This window comes from Achromobacter sp. (assembly GCF_032113835.1).
GTDB lineage: Bacteria > Pseudomonadota > Gammaproteobacteria > Burkholderiales > Burkholderiaceae_B > Achromobacter.
In genome coordinates this window covers 1-17998 of record NZ_DAMCTG010000103.1, presented here as the reverse complement: position 1 = coordinate 17998, position 17998 = coordinate 1, and the positions used below count along the sequence as shown (strand labels likewise).

Here is a 17998-nt window from a genome sequence, read left to right as displayed (position 1 = left end):
AGGCAAGTCCGGAGCGAAGGCTCCGGACCGCAATCGTGGCCCCGCGCGCCCCGGGCCGCCACCGTGCCGGACGTCTTAAGGACCAACACCGCACCAACAGCAAACAGCGTACAAAGACCTACGGTGCTAGTTCACAGCCCACAAGAAATCACGCAAATCAAAGCACCCCAGCAATCGCATCCCGAGCCTGATGCGACAGTTCCAACCGCGTCGGCAGACTCCCATCCGGGTGCCGCGCAGCCAACGGCGGCAAAAACACCACTTCGACGGATAGACCGGTCACGCCCAGCACCCGCCAAAGATTACCCACCAAAGACTCCTCGCCCACAAACGCCGCATATCCGCTGCGTTTGCCGTGCTGCATGAACCGCAGCGCCACGGGTTGGATTTCGATTGCCGCCGCGCGGGCGGGTTCGAAGAGACTGGCGTGGAAAGGGAGGAGCTCGAAACCTTCGGTCGTCGTGCCTTCCGGAAACAGGCCGACCGCGTCGCCCTGTTTGAAACGTGCCTGCATCGACTCACCCATCGCGTGGACCGCGTGGCGCTGGCCGCGTTCGATGAAGAGCGTGCCGGCTCCCGCGACCAGCCAGCCGATCACCGGCCATGCGCGGATTTCGCTCTTCGCCACGAACGATGTCGCGCGCGCCGAGTTCAGGACGAAGATGTCGACCCAGGACACGTGGTTGGCCACCAGTAGCACCGGCCCTTCCAGGCGCGGTTCGCCCTTTAGGACGACCTTCACGCCACAGGCTGCCATCAGCCAGCGTGACCACCGGCGGTTCAGGCGGGCGCGGGCCGCGGGGCGCATCAGGGGGTAGGCCAGGCCCACGCTCAGCAGGCCGAAAATGATCAGGGGCAGGACAAGGCTCAGCCGTAGGACAAAGCGCAGCAGCTTCAAACTGGAGTCTCCCAGGCCGGTTGGCCACCGACCACGGTGGCTCGTACTCGACCGGGCAGCATCATACCTGCGAAAGGTGTCTGGGCGCTGCGGCTTTGCAGCGCGGCCGGCATCACCATCCATTCCGTGTCCAGGTCCGCCAGGCACAAGTCTGCCGGCGCATCCACGCCCAGGTGCCCGCATCGGCCCAGGTGCGGCGCGACGGCGGACAGCACTGTGGCTGGGCCCGACGTCACGCGCGCCAGCGCGTCGCCGATGGGGCGGCGGCTGTCGCGAGCCCACTTCAGGGCCAGCGACAGCAGCAATTCCACGCCTGTCGCGCCGGGCGTCGCGACCGCGAATGGGGCGGCCTTGCCGCGTGCGTCCACCGGCGTGTGATCCGAGCACAGCGCGTCGATTACGCCGTCCGCCAGCGCCGCCTGAAGCACGTCGCGGTCGCGCTGGCCCCGCAGCGGTGGCGACAGGTGGTGGTTCGTGTCGAAGAAGCCGATGTCCACGTCCGTCAGCAGCAGATTGTTGGTGGACACGTCCGCCGTCACCGGCAGGCCTTCGCGGCGGGCCGCGCGCAGCAGGTCCACGCCGGCCGCTGTCGACAGGTGCGACAGGTGCACGCGCGCACCGGTCGCGCGCTGCAGTTCGAAGATCGTGTGCAGCGCCACGGTCTCTGCCTGCGCCGGCATGCCTTCCAGGCCCAGGCGTTCCGCATACGGGCCGCTGGCGGCCGACGTGCCGCGCGCTAGCCAGGCGTCTTGCGGGCGCAACCACAGCGTCTGGCCCAGGCCGCTTGCGTAACGCATTGCGCCCCAAAGCACCCGCGTGTCCGTCGCCAGGGATTCGCCCTGTGCGAACGCGATGCAACCTGCCCGCGCCAGCAGCGCCATTTCCGTCAATGTTTCGCCGGCCAAGCCCACGGTCATCGCGCCCAGCGGGTGGATAACGCACTGCCCTGCCTGCGTGTGGCGCATCAGCGCCTCGATCTTGGTCGGCTCGTCCGGCGGATTCTCGGCATCGGGCGGCAGCACCAGGCGCGTCACGCCGCCGGCCAATGCCGCGCGCAGTTCGGCCGGCGCAAATCCCGCTTGGCCAGCGTTGCCCGCTTGCGCCACACGCGCCGACAGGTCAATCAGTCCCGGCAGCACTGCCAGGCCCTTTGCCTCAATACGCCGATCGGCCTGGAAGGCGTCGGGCGCCGCGCCCACCGCGACGACGCGGCCCGCAGAGATGTAGAGATCGTGCTGGCCATCCACGCCGTTTGCGGGATCGATCAGGCGGCCGTTGGCAATGTGCAGCCTCATGGCGCCGCTCCGGCCAGTGCGCGCAGGGCGGCAGTGCGCAGCGGGTGTGCAAGCGCTGCGAGGCGCGCCTCGGCGGGTTCGAGGGCGGCTGCGATGTCGCCATCTACCTCCACGCCCGGCGCCAGCCGGCCGGCGGGCAGCAGCAGCACGTCAGGCTTGGCGACCGACAGCGCCGCCGGCGTGATGCCGTGGGTGCAGGCGTATTCGCGGGCCGACGGAAGCTGCGCGCCGCTGATCTCTTCGACATTCAGCGGCAGCGCGATCACCACGTCGGCGTCGCTCAGGCTTTCCTGCAGTGTTGCGCAGGCGCGCACGCCGAGTTGGGCCAGGCCGTCAGGCAGCAGCGTGCGCGGGGCTGCGACGCGTACCTCAGGCACGCCCAGTGTGGTCAGCAGATGAATGACGGAACGCGCCACGCCCGAGTGGCGGATGTCGCCCACCAGCGTCACGACGAGGCTGGTGAGGTCAGGTTTGATTTCGATGATGGCCTGCACCAGCGCCAGCGCCGCCACGGGATCGGCATGCCTGCCGTCGCCCGCATTGAGCACATGCAGGCCCGGCGCGGCATGGGCGGCGGCACAATGGGCCGCGCCGCTCTGGCCGTGGCGCAGGATCAGCACCCCCGGCGCCAGCGCGGCAACCGTCTCGGCAAGCGCCAGGACGGCTTGCGGCTCCAGCGGCACGGGCAGCATCGACAGGCTGGCCGCTGCGGCGGCGTAGGCGTCGCGGTCGGAAGTGTCCGCATCGGGCAGACACAGGAACACGGGCATTTCCGGTGCGACAGGCGGCTGCGGATCGTCGGGCGCGGTCTGCGCGCGCGCCATCTCGAGCAACCGCTCGACGTGACGGCGCGGCAGCCCTTCCGTGGTCAGCAGATGCGTGAGTTCGCCGCGGCGATCAAGTTGCGGATTGAGCATGGGCAAGACAGGCCGCGGCCGTCAGACCGCGGGCAAGGCATCCAGATAGCGTTGCAGGATAACCGCCGCGGCCATCGCGTCGTCCGCGGCGTGCGTGCCGAGCAGGCGTTGCGCCTCCATGCTGGAGCCACGTTCATCCACCAGTTCCACGGCGATGCCGAAGCGGCCATGCAGTTGGTTGGCAAAGCGCCGGCAGCGTGCGGTGGCGGGCTGTTCGCCGCCCTCGGCGTCCAGCGCCAGGCCGACGACGACGCGGTGCGGCTGCCATTCCTGCAGCAGCGCCGCGATGCGGCCAAAGCGCGCATCGCGGACTTCGCTGAAGATGATTTCGAGCGGACGCGCCTGGCGCGTCAGCGTATTGCCGATGGCAATGCCGATCTTCTTTTCGCCGAAATCGAAGGCAAGCAGGGTTTCTTCAGGCATGGCCTGCGTCGCCCGCCAGCATGACAGGGTCGATGCCCAGCAGCTTGAGCGCGGCGGGGTAGCGTTCCTCGGGCGGCACGTCGAAGATGATGTGCGCGTCCGCGCTGACGCTCAGCCAGGCGTTCTGCCCCATCTCGCTTTCGAGCTGGCCCGCGCCCCAGCCGGCGTAGCCCAGCGTGACCAGCATGCGCGCCGGTCCGTTGCCGTCGGCCACGGCCTGCAGCACATCGCGCGAGGTGGTCAGCGCCATGTCGCCCAGCTTGATGCTGGAACTGTAGTCGCCGGCGGGCGCGTGCAGCACAAAGCCGCGGTCGGTCTGGACCGGTCCGCCAAAAAAGACGAACGTGTCCTTGACCGGTCCGATCTCGAGCGTCAGTTCGATGCGCTCGAACAGCGTGCCCAGCGTCAGATCGGTGGGGCGGTTGATGACCAGCCCTAGCGCGCCGCGGTCCGTGTGTTCGCACACGTAGATGACGGAACCCGCCAGGCTCCCTTCGACCATGCCCGGCATGGCGATCAGGAACTGGTTGGCGAAGTTGGCCGCTTGCGTCGCAGCGTGTTCGTGATGTTTTTCCGTCATGGCAACCCCTTCATGGGTAGTCTGAGAAAACCGTTGGGATTGATTGCGCAGACGCAAACGTCATGCCTGGCGGCAGTCCGACGGTGACGAGGGATGGGGTATGCCCCATCTTACGAGCCCTGGCGGAAGTTGTCGGCGTGACTGTTTCAGATTTCCATCAGTTCGAAGTCCTCTTTGCGGGCGCCGCATTCGGGACAGACCCAGTTGGGCGGCACGTCTTCCCAGCGGGTGCCGGGCGCAATGCCTTCGTCGGGCAGGCCGGCCTCTTCGTCATAGACCCAGCCGCAAATCAGACACATCCAAGTACGCATAGTTCTCTCTTACATCAAAACCCCACCGGCGTCCCCGCGGTGGGGCAAAGGTGAGGGGCTTCCATTAGAATGGGGACAATCTTACCGAAACCCAATAGGGGTTCCCCTGATTCATGCCAAATGAGCCGGGGCACCCTCAATCAAGCGCTGTCACGTGGCCCCCGTTACTCCCCCTCTCGTTTTGGTCTTCGGCCCGCTCGATCCCTCCGGATCAGACGGTTTGCCCGCGGATGCCGTCACCTGCGCCCGTCTGGGCTGTCATGGCCTGGCGGCCGTGACCGCGCTGACCGTGCAGGACACTGCCGGCATCGAAGAAATCCACCCCGTTTCGCCCGACCTGCTGGACGACCAGGCGCGTTGCCTGCTCGAAGACATGTCGGTTCAGGCCATCAAGGTGGGCGGACTATACACCGCGGAAACGGCAAGCGTGGCGGCGCAGGTCGCCGCCGACTACAGCCAGGTCCCGCTGGTGCTGCATCTGGGCCAACGCGCGCAGGTGCCCGCCAGTGCCGCCGACGAAGACGAGGCCGACGACCTGCTGGCCGCGACGCTCGAACTGGTATTGCCGCAGACCGACCTGCTGGTCATTGAACACCTGCGCCTCGCGCAGTGGCACGCCGACGGCGACATCGATATCGGGGACGCACCCACGCCCATGCACGCCCTCGTGGCGGCCGGCGCGGCGTGGGTCCTGGTGCTGGGCAGCCCCCAGCGCCCGGGTCATTTCGCCAACGTGCTGCTCGGACCCGGCGGGCAAACCCATACGTGGCCCTGGCAGGCGCCGCCCGACCGCAACGGCGACGCTGGCGGCTTGGCCGCCACCGCGATCACCGCCATGCTGGCGCAGGGCCTGGAAATGCCCGAAGCCGTGCGTCAGGGTCTGGTCCACGCCGACGCCGCCGTGGCCGCCAGCTTCCTGCCGGGCATGGGCCGGCGCATTCCCAACCGGATCCAGCCCCAATGAAACCGATCCGCTTTCCCTCCGGCCTGTATGGCGTGACGCCCGAATGGGACGACACCGACCGCCTGCTGAAAGCCGTGCGCGACGCCGCCGCGGGCGGCATGCGGTCGCTGCAACTGCGCCGCAAGAACGTGCCCGATGCCGTGCGCGCCGCGCAGGCCCGCGCGCTGGCGCCGCTGTGCCGCGAACTGGGCGTGGTGTTTCTCATCAATGACGACTGGCGCCTGGCGCTGGATGTCGGCGCCGACGGCGCTCACGTGGGCCGCGACGACGAAAGCCTGGCGCACATCCGCCGCGAAGCCGGCCCCGATCTGATCCTGGGCGGTTCCAGCTACGACGACCTGACGCGGGCACGTGAATTGCTCGACGCCGGCGCCGACTACATCGCGTTCGGCGCCATGTTCGCGTCCACCGTCAAACCCGACACCGTGCGCGCGCCGCTGTCCGTCCTGACCGAAGCCCGCCGCCTTGCCGACGAACGCGACGCGCCCCGGCCCGCCGTCGTCGCCATCGGCGGCATCACGCCGGCCAACGCGCCGCTCGTGGCGCAGGCCGGCGCCGACGCCATCGCCGTCATCACGGCCCTGTTCGAGGCGCCTAGCGTCCGGGCCGCCGCCGTGGCCTGCTCCGCGCCCTATTCCGCCAACCCCAACCGCAAGTCCTGATACCCATGTCCAGTAACGCTCAGCTTTTCGACCGCGCCTGCCGCAGCATCCCCGGCGGCGTCAACTCGCCCGTGCGCGCCTTCCGCTCGGTGGGCGGCACGCCGCGCTTCATCAAGCGTGCGCAAGGTCCGTACGTGTGGGACGCGGAAGACAAGCAATACATCGACTACGTCGGTTCGTGGGGACCGGCCATTCTGGGCCACTCGCACCCGGAAGTCGTGCGCGCGGTGCAGGAAGCGGCCGTCAACGGCTTGTCGTTCGGCGCCCCGACCGAAGCGGAAATCGAACTGGCCGAAGTGCTGATCTCGCGCCTGCCGTCGCTGGAACAGGTGCGGCTGGTCAGCTCCGGCACCGAGGCCACCATGACGGCCATCCGACTGGCGCGCGGCGCCACCGGCCGCGCCAAGATCGTGAAGTTCGAAGGCTGCTATCACGGCCATTCGGACAGCCTGCTGGTTAAGGCCGGATCGGGGCTGCTGACCTTCGGCAATCCCAGCTCGGCCGGCGTGCCGCCGGAATTCGTGTCGCACACGCTGACCCTGGAATACAACAACCTGGATGCCGTGCGCGAAGCCTTTGCGCAGCACGGCGCCGACATCGCCTGCATCATCGTTGAGCCTGTCGCCGGCAACATGAACCTCATCAAGCCCGCGCCCGGCTTCCTGGAAGGCCTGCGCGAGGTCTGCACGCAGCACGGCGCGCTGCTGATTTTCGACGAGGTCATGACGGGCTTTCGCGTGGGACCGCAAGGCGTGCAAGGGCTGACCGGCGTCAAACCGGACATCACCACGCTGGCCAAGGTAATCGGCGGCGGCATGCCGGTGGGCGCCTTCGGCGGCAGCGCCGAGGTCATGAAGCACATCGCGCCGCTGGGCGGCGTCTACCAGGCCGGAACGCTGTCCGGCAATCCGGTGGCCGTGGCCGCGGGGCTGGCCACGCTGCGTCTGATCGGCGCGCCGGGATTCTACGAGAATCTGTCGGCGCAGACCGCCAAGCTGGCGCAAGGCTTGCAGGAACGCGCCCGCAAGGCCGGCCTGCCCTTCTCGGCGGATTCGGTCGGCGGCATGTTCGGCATCTACTTCAGCGACAGCATCCCGGCCTCGTTCGCGCAGGTCTCGGCCTGCGACACCGCCGCGTTCAACCGCTTCTTCCATGCCATGCTGGACAACGGCGTGCACTTCGCGCCGTCCGCCTTCGAAGCGGGCTTCGTGTCGGCCACGCACGACGACGCCGTCATCCAGGCCACGCTGGATATCGCGGACAAGGTCTTCGCGGGGCTTTAAGCGTCAGGTTGGAGCGGGCATCTGGCCCGCTTTCCTGGAGCGGGCCAGATGCCCGCTTCCATCACGGCGCCTTGTACTGTTCGTACAGCGCCGTCACATTCTTCACATAGGCCTGGGTTTCGGCGTACGGCGGCACCGCGTCGTACTTGCGCACCGCGCCCTCGCCCGCGTTGTAGGCGGCCAGCGCCAGATCCAGGCGGCCCGGATACCGGTCGATCAGCCGGCGCAGGTGGCGCGAGCCGGCCTGCACATTGGTCGCCGGATCCACCAGCGCACGCTCCACGTCATCCACCGACAGCAACGGCGCGGCCGTCGCCGGCATCAGCTGCATCAGACCCAGCGCGCCCTTGGGCGAGCGGGCATCGCTGCGGAAACCCGATTCGATGGCGATGATGGCCGTCAGCAACGCCTGGTCCACCCCGGAATCCAGCGCGGCGCGGGCGATCAGATTGTCGTGCTTGGTGGTGGGTTTGACGGAGCTCCAGCGCAACGCCGGTTCGGCCGGCGCCCGGGTCACGCGGCGGGCGCCGTCGCCGGCTTCCGGCTCACAGGTCAGGCACAATTTCTCGGCGCCGCCGCGGACCGCCGCCCGAGCCTGCGCGCGCTTGTAGTATTTACCGGTGCCGGTTGGCACCTTCATCGTGCGCCACACGCCGAACGGATCCTTGTAGCGGTAGGTGTCGGCGGCTTGAACGGGCGCGGCGGCCGCCAGCGCCAGAGCGCCCGCCGCCATCACCGCCATCCCGCCGACGCGGGCCAGGATGGCGCGCGTGGCCGAAAGAATGGAGGAAGGTGGTTGGGACATGGGACGGGGCTCCGGCGGCGTCCTGAGACGCGTTGGCGAGCCCTAATGCTGCTTGCACCATCCCGATCCTGTCTTTCCTGCCGATGATCTAGATCGCAGCCGCGCGCGCGTTTCCCAGGGAGAATCGGGGACGCGACTAGGACATGCGGCCGATAAATTTGACTGTTACCTTCGGCAATGATCGTCCTGGCAAAGAATATGACGTAATATTTCGTTCAATTACCAAATGATTGAACCGGCCGCTCGTGCCGGGATCGGAGAGAGGGTGAAATGGGCGCAGAAAACATGCTCCAGTTGATGCTGGATGCCGACACCAACGTCCTGACGGCGGTCTACACGCCACCACCTCGTCCCGAACCCGCTACCGCCGCCGGTGCGCCCGGCACGGCGAACGCGGAAGGCGGCGACCCCGCTGATGCACCGGCCGGGTCACAGCCCGCCTCACAGGCCGATGCGCAGACGGCCGAGGACGACGCGGACATTGCCGTCGCCGATGAAGCCGACGCCCCGCTCGTCAATACCGACCTGCCGACGTGGGACGTGCTGGTCGCGGCTGCGGCCGCGAAAGGCTGGGGCGCCGACGCGCTCGACAACCACGCCATCGTCGCCTTCATCGATCTGTGCCGGACGGCCACCGAACCCGTCCAGAGCCCCGTCGGCCAGGTCGTGGACGGCAGCTTCGACATCGAGTTGAACGCCACCCGCATGGCGGCGACGCTGACGCTGCATCCGCCCAAGGGCGGCAAGCCCGTCGCGCTGGAAACGGTGCGCCAGGCCCTGGCGGACCAAGGCATCGTGCACGGCGTGCTGGACGGCGCGTTGGCCGAGGCCGTGGCGCTGGGACGCGCCGAGACCATTCTGGCCGCGCAGGGCACGCCGCCCACGCGCGGCACGCCCACCCGATTTGAAAGCCTGCTCGACCGCCTGAAGCCCCGCGCCGAGGACATCGACGAACTGGCGCAGGTGGATTACCGCGATCTCGGCAGCCTGCTGCTCGTGTCGCCCGGCACACCGCTCATGCGCCGCTTTCCGCCGCTGCCCGGTGTGGACGGCACCAACGTGCTCGGCGAGGCCGTGCTGCCCGACGAGCTGCCCGACACGCCGTTTTCCAAGGAGCTGTCCGGCGTCGAGATCGATCCGGAAGATCCCCTGCTGCTGCGCGCCGCCATTTCCGGCACGCCAACGCTCATCACCCATGGCGTGCAGGTCAACCCGATGGTGGAGGTCGACGCCGTCAACCTGTCCACGGGCAACATCAACTTCGAAGGCTCGCTGCAGGTGCGCGGCGACATCGCCGCCACCATGGAAGTGCGCGTGACCGGTGACGTGGTCGTCAACGGCACCATCGAAGCCGCGCTGGTCGAGGCCGGCGGCAGCGTCACCGTCAAGGGCGGCATCATCGGCATGGCCGAAACCGGGCATGACGCCGCGGCGGCGCCGCGCACCGCGCACATTGTCTGCGGCGGCACGCTGCGGGCCAAGTTCATCGAAAACGCCGTCATCAGCGCGGGCCAGGACATCGACGTCGAACGCGAAATCCGCCAATGCAGCATCGCGGCCGGCGGCAGCGTGAACGTGGGTCCGCCCAACACGCAGCAAAGCGCCATCACGGGCGGCGAGACCCGCGCCTTGCTGGCGGTCCGCGCCGGCACCATCGGCTCGCCGGCCGGCATTCCGACGCTGGTGCAAGCCGGCCTGGACCCGCACGCCGACATCAAGCGCTCGGCGCTCACGCGCAAGCGCCTGAAGATGAACGAGGAAAAGGCCAAGCTGGAACAGCTGCTGATGTTCCTGCAGGCGAACCCGCAACGGGCCACGGGCGACGTCGTCGAGCGCGCGCGCAACACGCACACCAAGCTCATCGGCGACCTGGCCGGGCTGGAAACCGAGGAAGCGCAACTGGCCCGCGACCTGCTGCCCCAGCAGAACGCCACCATCGCCGCCACGCGGCGATTCTGTAGCGGCACGAAGATCCAGCTGGGCAACAAGATGCAGGAATTCCTGGAAGACCAGGTGGGCGGCAAGGCGGGATTGGAAGAAGGCGAGATCGTTATTCGCTAGAGGCCTGAGTTCGAACCCAGGTGTCTGACACCCTGGCGGCACCGCATCAAGCCGTCGGCGGTCTCTCAAGGGTGTCAGACACCCTCGCGGCGCGAAGATGCCCGACATCGTGCTGCCACCCGACCTGCCTTCGAACCCAGGTGTCTGACACCCGGGTGGCACCGCGTCGGGCCGTCGGCGGTCTCTCAAGGGTGTCAGACACCCTCGCGGCGTGAAGATGCCAGGCACCGCGCAGCCATCCGGCCTGCCCTACCGTCAGGCGCCGTCGTCCGGCATCAATTCCTTGAACCACACCCGCGGTGAGATGCCGCGGTCGGGGCCCAGGATCGAGAAGCCGCCATCGACCGGAATGTCGACGCCCGTCATCCACGACGCCGCGTCCGAACACGCAAAGCACACCGCCGCCGCGATCTCTTCGCCGGAGCCTACGCGGCCCAGCGGATGGAAATGCGCGCCCACCGCGTCGGCCGCCTGACGCGAGCCGCCAGACAGCTGTTCCACCGATGGCGACCACGTCCACGCCGGCGACACCGCCAGCACGCGCACGCCCGACGGCGCGAGTTCCACCGCGAAATTCTTGGTGATCTGCAGCAGCGCAGCCTTGGACGCCGGATACAGCGCGCGCCCGGCCGCGCCGAACTTGCCGCCGGTACTGCCCAGATTCACCACCACACCGCCGCGAGGTAAATGCGCCGCCGCGAGCTGCGTGAAGATCGCCGCCGACACGAGGTTCGTGTCCAGCGTGCGATGCCATTCCTCACGCGTCGACGCCAGCCCTCGATCCGCGTACTGGCACGCATTGTTCACCAGGAAATCCAGCCGGCCAAAGCGCGCCAGCGCGGCATCGATGCAGGCCTGGATCTGGGCGTCTTCACCGATATCCGTTTCGCAAAACAGCGCGCGATCGCCCAGTGCCTGCGCCAGCGCCTCGCCTGCCTGGGCATTGCGGCCGACCAGCACAACGTTGGCGCCCGCCGCGACGAACCCGCGCGCGATGTCCGCGCCCAGGCCCTGCGTGCTGCCGGTGACGATGGCGGTCTTGCCCGCCAGGCCGGGAAAGCCGGAGAAATCCATGTGTATTCCTTGTCAGTTGGGCGCGGCGGCCCAGCGCACCGCATCATGCACCGAGCCCGTCTGTGCGATCAGCCGCATGCTGGCCAGCGACGCCTCGTGCACCGCCGGATCGGCCGACGCACACGCGTCTTCCGCCACCATCACCGAGAAGCCGATATCAGCGGCATGACGCACCGTGCCCTCGACCACCGAATGCGTCGCCACGCCGGCCACCACCAGCCGCCGCGCACCCAGCAGCCGCAGGGTTTCCTCCAGCGGCGTGCCGTAGAACGCGCTGATGCGCGTGTGCTTGACGACGAACTCGCGCGTGCTGCCCGCCAGCGGATGCAGACCATCGTAGAACGCGCTGCCCCACTGCCCTTCCGGCACCGCACCGATCGTGGCCACGTTGCGAAAGATTGCGCAGTTGGGCAGCAGGTCCGCGTAGTCGGGACGAAACGCGATGCGCACGTGCACGATGGGCAGCGCGTGCGACCGCGCGCCCTCGAGCAAGGCGGCGGCGTTGTCCAGCAGGCGCTGGCGCGCCCCGCTGTCGGCGTCCAGCCCGACGCGGATCTTGCCTTCCGGATGCAGCACATCGTTCTGATAGTGCAGCGCCAGCACCGCCACGTCCGCGTTCATCACACAAACACCTCGAACGCGTCGTGCGCATCGTCGCAGTTGACGAGGTCCACGCGCTTCATGCGGATGCGCCAGCCATCGCCCTCGGCGGCCAGCTTGTGGGTGTACCGCCCGGCAAGCTGGCGCGGCTGGCGCTTGCGCCACTCGGTCATCTGAAAGGCCGAGTGCACCACCAGGTTGCCGGCCGCATCCACACCCTCGACCTGCACGCCGCCCACCAGCCGCACGCTGCGCGTCGGCGGCTGTTGCGACCAGTTGCGCGGATGCTCCAGGCGCCGGATGCGCACGTCGCGCAGCATGCGGTCTTCCCAGAAGATCGAAATGAAGTCGTACGGGCTTTCCTGGCCATGCTTGCGCGGCATCCAGTACATGCCGTCCTCGGTCCACAGCGCCTGCCAGTCGTCATAGCGCCGCTCGTCCAGCAGCCGCGCCTCGCGGTACAGGAACTGCGCGATGCGGTGGTAGGCATCGGCGGGCACGTCGGCCGGCGCAAGATTCGCGGTGCCGACGTCGAAATCCAGATCTAGCAGCATGCGCCGTCTCCCTTGGCGGTGGCGCCATTCCCGGCGCCGGCGCCCGCCTCCATGTAAGCCTTCCACGCGCGGAACTGATTGCGCATGGGCAATTCGCTGGTGCCGTTCACGGACACCATGCCATCGGCCTCGACGCGGTCCGTGCCGTGATAGCGGTGCATGCTGACCCAATCCCCGCCGCGCGTCGCGTTGCCTTCCTGGCAGCGGTTGTAGAGCTCGATGTCGTCCGGCATGACGTTGGACGACGGCGAATTGATGACGTTGGCGTACAGCATCGCGCGCTTGAACACGCCCTCCGGCGCGCCCTTGCAGCGGAACGTCTGGATCTCGATCAGCGTCCGATCCACCGCCACCGGCCGGATCACGCGGAACTGCTGGAACACCGTGTGGGGCGAGCCGCTGCCGTAGATCACCGTGTTATGGCGGTTCATCCCCAGGATCTCGCGGGCGCGCTGCTCGCCGTATGCGCCGGTCAGCGACTCGAAGTGCGCGCGCGACACGGGATCGCGTTCGGCGGCGCCCGGATTGAAGATGCCTTCCATGTAGCCGTGGCCGTTGTCATAGGCGCGCAGTTCCAGCTTTTCCCAGAACTCGTAGGGCTCGCCGTTGCCGTCCATGATGTGCAGCTCGAGCGGCATTTCGCCCATTTCCTTGGCCTCGTCGCGCGCGGCCGCGTAGGACGATTCGTGCGTCACGCGCGCGTGCATCGTGTCGTGCAGGTTCTCGTAGAAGACCTTCCAATTCGAACGCTGCATCACCCGGAAGATGCCGCCCGCCACTTCCACCTCGCCCACCGGCGAGCGGTCGCACAGGTTGTCGATGGACGAGCGCACGCCGCCCAGGAAGTCTTCCAGCGCCTGGCCCTCGGCCGACTGGCTGGCGAACACGAAGCCGCGGTAGCTCTCCACGCGCGCCAACCGCCGCATCGAGAACGACGGATCCGTAGGGTCGTACGACGTGCCTTCCAGCCCTTGCTTGAGCGGCACGCCCAGATGACTGCCGTCCAGCTTGAACGTCCACGCGTGATACGGGCAACGGAAGAACTTGCCTGCACAGCCCTCGCCGTCGGCCACCACCTTCGCGCCCTTGTGCGGGCAGCGGTTGTACAGCACGTGCACGCGGCCATCGGCGGCGCGCACCATCAGCACGTCCTGATCGCCCAGGCGCGTCGTGTGATAGTCGCCCGTCTTGGGCACCTGGCTTTCGTGGCCCACGTAGATCCAGGCGCGGCCGTAGATGCGCTGCATCTCGATGTCGAAGATCGCCGGATCGGTGTAAAGGTCCCGGTGCACGCTGTCGCCGCGCACCAGCCCCGCCAATTGTTCGTCGGTATAAGGCATGTCGTCTCCCTACTTGTTCGCGCTGTCTTTCCAGCGCGCCATCAGCGTGTTCGAAGGCAGCGATTCGTCCAGCAGCTTGGCCGCGGTCTCGCGCCCGGCCGTGGGCAGGCCGGCCGGATCCAACAGGCCCACCTGCACCAGCACGCTGGCCTGATCCCAATAGATGTGCTCGTGATAGAGCTTGTCGCCGCGGAATTTCACGATGGCCACCAGCGGAATCTCCACGGCCTTGCCGGTGGGTGCGACGCCCGGCAGCATCCAGTCGATCTCGGTCGTGTGGGTAAAGCAGAACAGCAGCTCGTCCACGATCTGCGTCGCGCCCACCGTGCGCGACAGCGGAACCAGCCGCGTATCCGGCGGATTGCTGTTCACGAAATGATGCTGATAGAAGCGCGACAACTCCTTGTGGCCCACGCCGCCCGTCATCGTCGGGATGTGATTGACGTAAGGCTCGGCCACCATCGTCGCCATCGTCGCCGCCACGTCGCGCGTGCCGAATTCATACTCGCAGTGCTTGTCCCACAGGTACGAATAATCGAACTCCGGCCCGATCGTGCGCTGCAACGCCGCCATGCTGCGCTGGTGCGCCATCAGCGCCGACGGCTTGTCGTAGTGATCGCCGCCCGTGCGCGCAAATGCGTGGTCCACGCCGGGATACACGTACAGCTCCACGCCCGGCTTGCCGCCCAGCGCCTCCAGGATGCGCTGGCGCGCTTCGGGCGGACAGAAGCCGTCCTGCTCCGCAATGTGCAGCACCAGGCGTCCGCGCAGATGGGCGGCCTCTTCAAGGCTGTCCTCGATGCCCACGCCGTAATAACCCACCGCCACGTCCGCGTCCGTGCGGCACGCCGCCAGATAGGCCAGCTTGCCGCCCAGGCAATAGCCCAGCACGCCCGCGCCGCCTTCCTGTTCGGGCAGCGCGCGCAGCACGGCAAGCGTCGACGCGATGTCCTTGATCCCCAGATCCACGTCAAAACCCTTGTAGAGCTCGAACGCGCGCGGCATGTCCGCCGGGCCGTCCGTCAGCTGGATGCCCGGCTGCTGACGCCAGAACAGGTCCGGCACCAGCACCACGTAGCCTTCCTCGGCCAGCAACTGCGCGCTGCGCCGCATGAAATCGTTGACGCCGAATATCTCCTGGCACAGCACCAGGCCCGGGCCGCGGCCCGAGGCCGGCACCGCCAGATAAGCGCCGAAGGACTTGCCATCGTGCGAGGCAATCGTCACCTCGCGCGTCGTAATGCGTTCAGTCATGCGTATCTCCTGTATTGCAAAGCCGCGGCGGCCTACTTCATCTGGCACGAGGCCGCGAAGGGATCCTGGTATTGCGTCAGCACCGTGCCCGACAGCTTGTTCGACAGCTTGCCGCTGGCGTCCGCCTCGACCACGCGCAGGTAATAGTTCTGCACCGGGTACTGATTGCGGTTGAACTTGAAATCGCCACGCACCGACTTGAAGTCCGCACGCCGCAGCGCCGGACGCAGTGCTTCAGCATCGAGCTTGCCGCCCGTCTGGCGCACCGCGCTGTCCAGCAGCATCGCCGCGTCATAGCCCTGCGACGCGTACAGCGACGGGCTGCGGTTGTAGGTCTTCTTGAAGTCCTCGACGAACTTGCGGTTGGCCGGGTTGTCGAGTTCGGCCGCCCATTGCGCCGTATTGCGCAGGCCCTTGATCGGCGCGCCCACCGCCGCGATCGTGTCCTCGTCGCCCGAAAAGCCCGGCGCCAGCAACGCGATGTCCTTGGACAGCCCCGCGCCGTTGAACTGCTTGATGAAATTCACGCCCATGCCGCCCGGCAGAAAGAAAAACACCGCATCCGGCTTGCTGGCGCGCAGCTGCGTGATCTCCACGCCATAGTCCAGCTGGCCGAGCTGCGTGTAGATCTCCTCGGCCACGCCGCCCTTGTACAGGCGCTTGAAGCCGTTCAGCGACTCGCGTCCGCCCGGGTAATCAGGCGCGATCAGCGCCACGCGCTTGTAGCCCTGGTCGGCCGCGTACTTGCCCATCGCGGCCGGAATGTCCTCGTTCTGCCAGGCCACCGCGAAGAAATTCGGATTACAGCCCGCGCCCGCGTAGTTTTCCGGCCCGGTATTGGTGCTGAGATAGATCGTGTCCGATTGCAGGATCGCCGGCATCACCGGCAGCAGCACATTCGAAAACACGATGCCCGTCATCACGTCCACGCGGTCGCGCTTGAGCAGCCGCTCCACTGCCTGGCGCCCGGTATCCGCCTTCTGCTGATCGTCGGCCACCACCACTTCCGCCGTCAACCCGCCCAGCTTGCCGCCCGTATGCTGCAGCGCCAGATTGAAGCCATCCCGGATCTCGTTGCCCAGCGCCGCCCCCGGTCCCGACAGCGTGGTCAGCAACCCCACCTTCACCTTGTCGGCCGCCGACGCCGCCCCCGGCGCGCCCACCGCAGCCCCCACGCAAACCAGCGCCGCCAGCGCGCGCCGGCTCCATCGATTTCGATTCATGTGCCACCCCGTATTCGCCGCCAGCCGCGCTGGCGGAAAGCTGACAGAACCCGTCTGCCGTCGGTACACGCATGCCGCCGATTCAAGTCGCCCAGCTTACGCGCCGCGGCGCCCCCATTCCAACAGGCCCGCCCACCGTGCGCGCGCCTCCCGGCAAGATTAGGCCCGCGCCCACCCCGGCTCTATCCGAATACCGCCACTCTTATCCGGGATTCACTTAATTCCCAATGGCGCACGATTCCTTTACGCTGCCCGCAGATACGGGATCGGTCCCGTCCCGGAGGCTTCCATGCACGGCTGGTCCCGACTAGAGCTGGCGCCCTTGCTGAAACGGCGCGTCTTCAGCTCCACGCAACAGGATGAGACCCGCGCCCGCGTGTCCGAAGCCCTCAAGGACCACCGCCTCACCTGGAAAGGCGGCCGCGTCGACGCTGAACTGAACCGGGGCCGATTCGGCTCGCTGACGGTCTGTACGTTGCGCTACGGCGCCGAAGTCCACATCGAACCCGACCGCCTCCAGGACTTCATGCTGGTGCAGGTCCCCCTGCGCGGCCGCGCCCGCATCGAGTGCGGCGACGAAGGCGTCAACGCCGACCCCGACTGCGCCGCCGTCATCGCCCCCAACCGCCGCCTGCGGCTGCACTGGGAAGCCGGCTGCGAACAACTGCTGCTCAAGATCCCAAGAGGCAAACTCGAAGCCATGGGCCAACGCGCCTTCGGCGAAGCCGCCGCCCGCCCCCTGGACTTCAGCCCCGCCCTGCGCCTGGATACACCCATCGGCGCCGCCTGGCGCAGCATGATGGGCAGCCTGATTCACTTGCTCCCCACCCTGGACGACGGCGCCCGCCGCCCGCCCGCCGCGTGGCTGGAACACCTGGAGGACACGCTGGTTCTGCACCTGCTCTATAACCAGCCGAACACGTGGCAAACCCACGCGGGCATGCCCCACGCCGTTCCCCGACGTCTAAGCGTGGCCGAGGCGTTCATGCGTGAACGCCTGGGTGCGCCATTGACCCTGAACGCCATCGCTCGCCATGCTGGAGCCAGTGCGACTGCGCTCACCCGGCTTTTTCAGGAACACCGGAATACCACACCGATGAATGCGCTACGCGCGTTTCGCTTGGACGCAGCGAGGAGCCGGCTGAAGACCCAGCCGGATGCGAGCGTCACGGAGGTGGCGCTGAGCGTGGGGTTTGGGCATTTGGGGAGGTTCTCGGAGTATTACCGGGAACGGTTTGGGGAGTTGCCGAAGGAGACGCGGCGCGCGGGCGGGTGATGACGGATTGCGGTGTGTGACACCTGAATCGGTCTTACGCACCGCGCACGGTGTCAGACACCCGGCGAAGACCGCTGCGCAATGACGGCTTTCTCATGCGGGTGTCAGACACCTGATTTCGGTGGCATGCCCACAAGAAAATACGCAAAAGCGAGGGGTGTCTGACACCGGAGTTAGTCCTACGCGCTTGCGATGGGTGTCTGACACCTGAATCAGTCCTATGCGCCGCGAGCGCGCAGCGTCGGCCCGTGGACGCAAGACACCGCGTAAGCCTCACCAGGCCGCCTGCGCGGCCGACGTGGGGCGGGCACCGCAAGATGTTTCATAGCCAAGCGGACGCAGGCAAGAACCTCAAGAACCCGACCCGACCCAGCGCCCGCCAAGTTCAAACCACCCGAGCCCGGCGTGGCGGCGGTCTGGGGCGCGCGGGGCGTGTAGATGCGCCCGAGGGAAACCGAAGGGAGCCGAAGGCGTACGA

The 17998-nt window shown here is 67.6% G+C and carries 18 protein-coding genes; 5 read left to right on the top strand and 13 right to left on the bottom strand.

Annotation, left to right across the window (positions count from 1 at the left end):
- Positions 1-157: 157 nt before the first annotated feature.
- From RT697_RS24020 to RT697_RS23995, 6 genes are all read right to left on the bottom strand, one after another.
- Positions 158-898 (bottom strand): 1-acyl-sn-glycerol-3-phosphate acyltransferase, encoded by a 741-nt coding sequence (locus RT697_RS24020; RefSeq protein WP_313702207.1) that lies wholly within the window; start codon positions 896-898, stop codon positions 158-160.
- A complete protein-coding gene (locus RT697_RS24015) occupies positions 895-2193 on the bottom strand; it encodes a dihydroorotase (protein ID WP_313702206.1) in 1299 nt (432 codons plus the stop codon). The genes RT697_RS24020 and RT697_RS24015 overlap by 4 nt, the downstream gene beginning before the upstream one ends.
- On the bottom strand, positions 2190-3110 hold the full coding sequence (locus tag RT697_RS24010) for an aspartate carbamoyltransferase (RefSeq protein ID WP_313702205.1): 921 nt from the start codon (positions 3108-3110) through the stop codon (positions 2190-2192). Before RT697_RS24010 ends, RT697_RS24015 begins: the two co-directional genes overlap by 4 nt.
- A gap of 21 nt (positions 3111-3131) precedes the next feature.
- Positions 3132-3533 (bottom strand): Holliday junction resolvase RuvX, encoded by a 402-nt coding sequence (ruvX, locus tag RT697_RS24005; RefSeq protein WP_056564513.1) that lies wholly within the window; start codon positions 3531-3533, stop codon positions 3132-3134.
- Positions 3526-4113, bottom strand: a complete 588-nt coding sequence (locus RT697_RS24000; protein WP_313702204.1) for a YqgE/AlgH family protein — start codon at positions 4111-4113, stop codon at positions 3526-3528. The genes ruvX and RT697_RS24000 overlap by 8 nt, the downstream gene beginning before the upstream one ends.
- A gap of 146 nt (positions 4114-4259) precedes the next feature.
- Positions 4260-4424, bottom strand: a complete 165-nt coding sequence (locus RT697_RS23995) for a rubredoxin (RefSeq protein ID WP_003814980.1) — start codon at positions 4422-4424, stop codon at positions 4260-4262.
- 139 nt (positions 4425-4563) lie between these two features.
- On the opposite strand from RT697_RS23995, the gene RT697_RS23990 reads away from it, so the two are divergent.
- The 3 genes from RT697_RS23990 to hemL are packed head-to-tail and all read left to right on the top strand — an operon-like array spanning position 4564 to position 7333.
- Entirely contained in the window at positions 4564-5388 is an 825-nt protein-coding gene (locus tag RT697_RS23990) for a hydroxymethylpyrimidine/phosphomethylpyrimidine kinase (protein ID WP_409517486.1), read from the top strand.
- Entirely contained in the window at positions 5385-6050 is a 666-nt protein-coding gene (thiE, locus tag RT697_RS23985) for a thiamine phosphate synthase (protein ID WP_313702203.1), read from the top strand. Before RT697_RS23990 ends, thiE begins: the two co-directional genes overlap by 4 nt.
- A gap of 5 nt (positions 6051-6055) precedes the next feature.
- Positions 6056-7333: a glutamate-1-semialdehyde 2,1-aminomutase gene (hemL, locus tag RT697_RS23980; protein ID WP_313702202.1), complete on the top strand. Its 1278-nt coding sequence runs from the start codon at positions 6056-6058 to the stop codon at positions 7331-7333.
- Positions 7334-7394: 61 nt separating this feature from the next.
- Here hemL and RT697_RS23975 read toward each other — a convergent pair whose 3' ends face one another.
- Positions 7395-8138, bottom strand: a complete 744-nt coding sequence (locus RT697_RS23975; RefSeq protein ID WP_313702201.1) for a lytic transglycosylase domain-containing protein — start codon at positions 8136-8138, stop codon at positions 7395-7397.
- A 270-nt stretch (positions 8139-8408) separates the two neighbouring features.
- Here RT697_RS23975 and RT697_RS23970 point away from each other — a divergent pair, with 270 nt between their 5' ends.
- Entirely contained in the window at positions 8409-10199 is a 1791-nt protein-coding gene (locus tag RT697_RS23970) for a DUF342 domain-containing protein (RefSeq protein ID WP_409517485.1), read from the top strand.
- Positions 10200-10454: 255 nt separating this feature from the next.
- Here the strand turns inward: RT697_RS23970 and RT697_RS23965 are convergent, their stop codons facing one another.
- The 6 genes from RT697_RS23965 to RT697_RS23940 are packed head-to-tail and all read right to left on the bottom strand — an operon-like array spanning position 10455 to position 16244.
- Positions 10455-11273 carry an SDR family oxidoreductase gene (locus RT697_RS23965; protein ID WP_313702199.1) on the bottom strand — a complete coding sequence of 273 codons (819 nt, stop codon included), beginning with the start codon at positions 11271-11273 and terminating at the stop codon, positions 10455-10457.
- A 12-nt stretch (positions 11274-11285) separates the two neighbouring features.
- Positions 11286-11894 carry a cysteine hydrolase gene (locus RT697_RS23960; RefSeq protein WP_313702198.1) on the bottom strand — a complete coding sequence of 203 codons (609 nt, stop codon included), beginning with the start codon at positions 11892-11894 and terminating at the stop codon, positions 11286-11288.
- The gene (locus tag RT697_RS23955; protein WP_313702197.1) at positions 11894-12427 is read right to left on the bottom strand and encodes an aromatic-ring-hydroxylating dioxygenase subunit beta; all 534 of its coding nucleotides are present in this window, start codon (positions 12425-12427) and stop codon (positions 11894-11896) included. The genes RT697_RS23960 and RT697_RS23955 overlap by 1 nt, the downstream gene beginning before the upstream one ends.
- A complete protein-coding gene (locus RT697_RS23950; RefSeq protein WP_313702196.1) occupies positions 12418-13767 on the bottom strand; it encodes an aromatic ring-hydroxylating dioxygenase subunit alpha in 1350 nt (449 codons plus the stop codon). Before RT697_RS23950 ends, RT697_RS23955 begins: the two co-directional genes overlap by 10 nt.
- Before the next feature lie 9 nt (positions 13768-13776).
- Complete coding sequence (locus RT697_RS23945) at positions 13777-15021, bottom strand: dienelactone hydrolase family protein (protein ID WP_313702194.1); 1245 nt, start codon at positions 15019-15021, stop codon at positions 13777-13779.
- A 32-nt stretch (positions 15022-15053) separates the two neighbouring features.
- A complete protein-coding gene (locus RT697_RS23940) occupies positions 15054-16244 on the bottom strand; it encodes an ABC transporter substrate-binding protein (RefSeq protein ID WP_313702193.1) in 1191 nt (396 codons plus the stop codon).
- Between the two features lie 289 nt (positions 16245-16533).
- Here RT697_RS23940 and RT697_RS23935 point away from each other — a divergent pair, with 289 nt between their 5' ends.
- Positions 16534-17520: an AraC family transcriptional regulator gene (locus tag RT697_RS23935; RefSeq protein ID WP_313702192.1), complete on the top strand. Its 987-nt coding sequence runs from the start codon at positions 16534-16536 to the stop codon at positions 17518-17520.
- Positions 17521-17998: the final 478 nt, after the last annotated feature.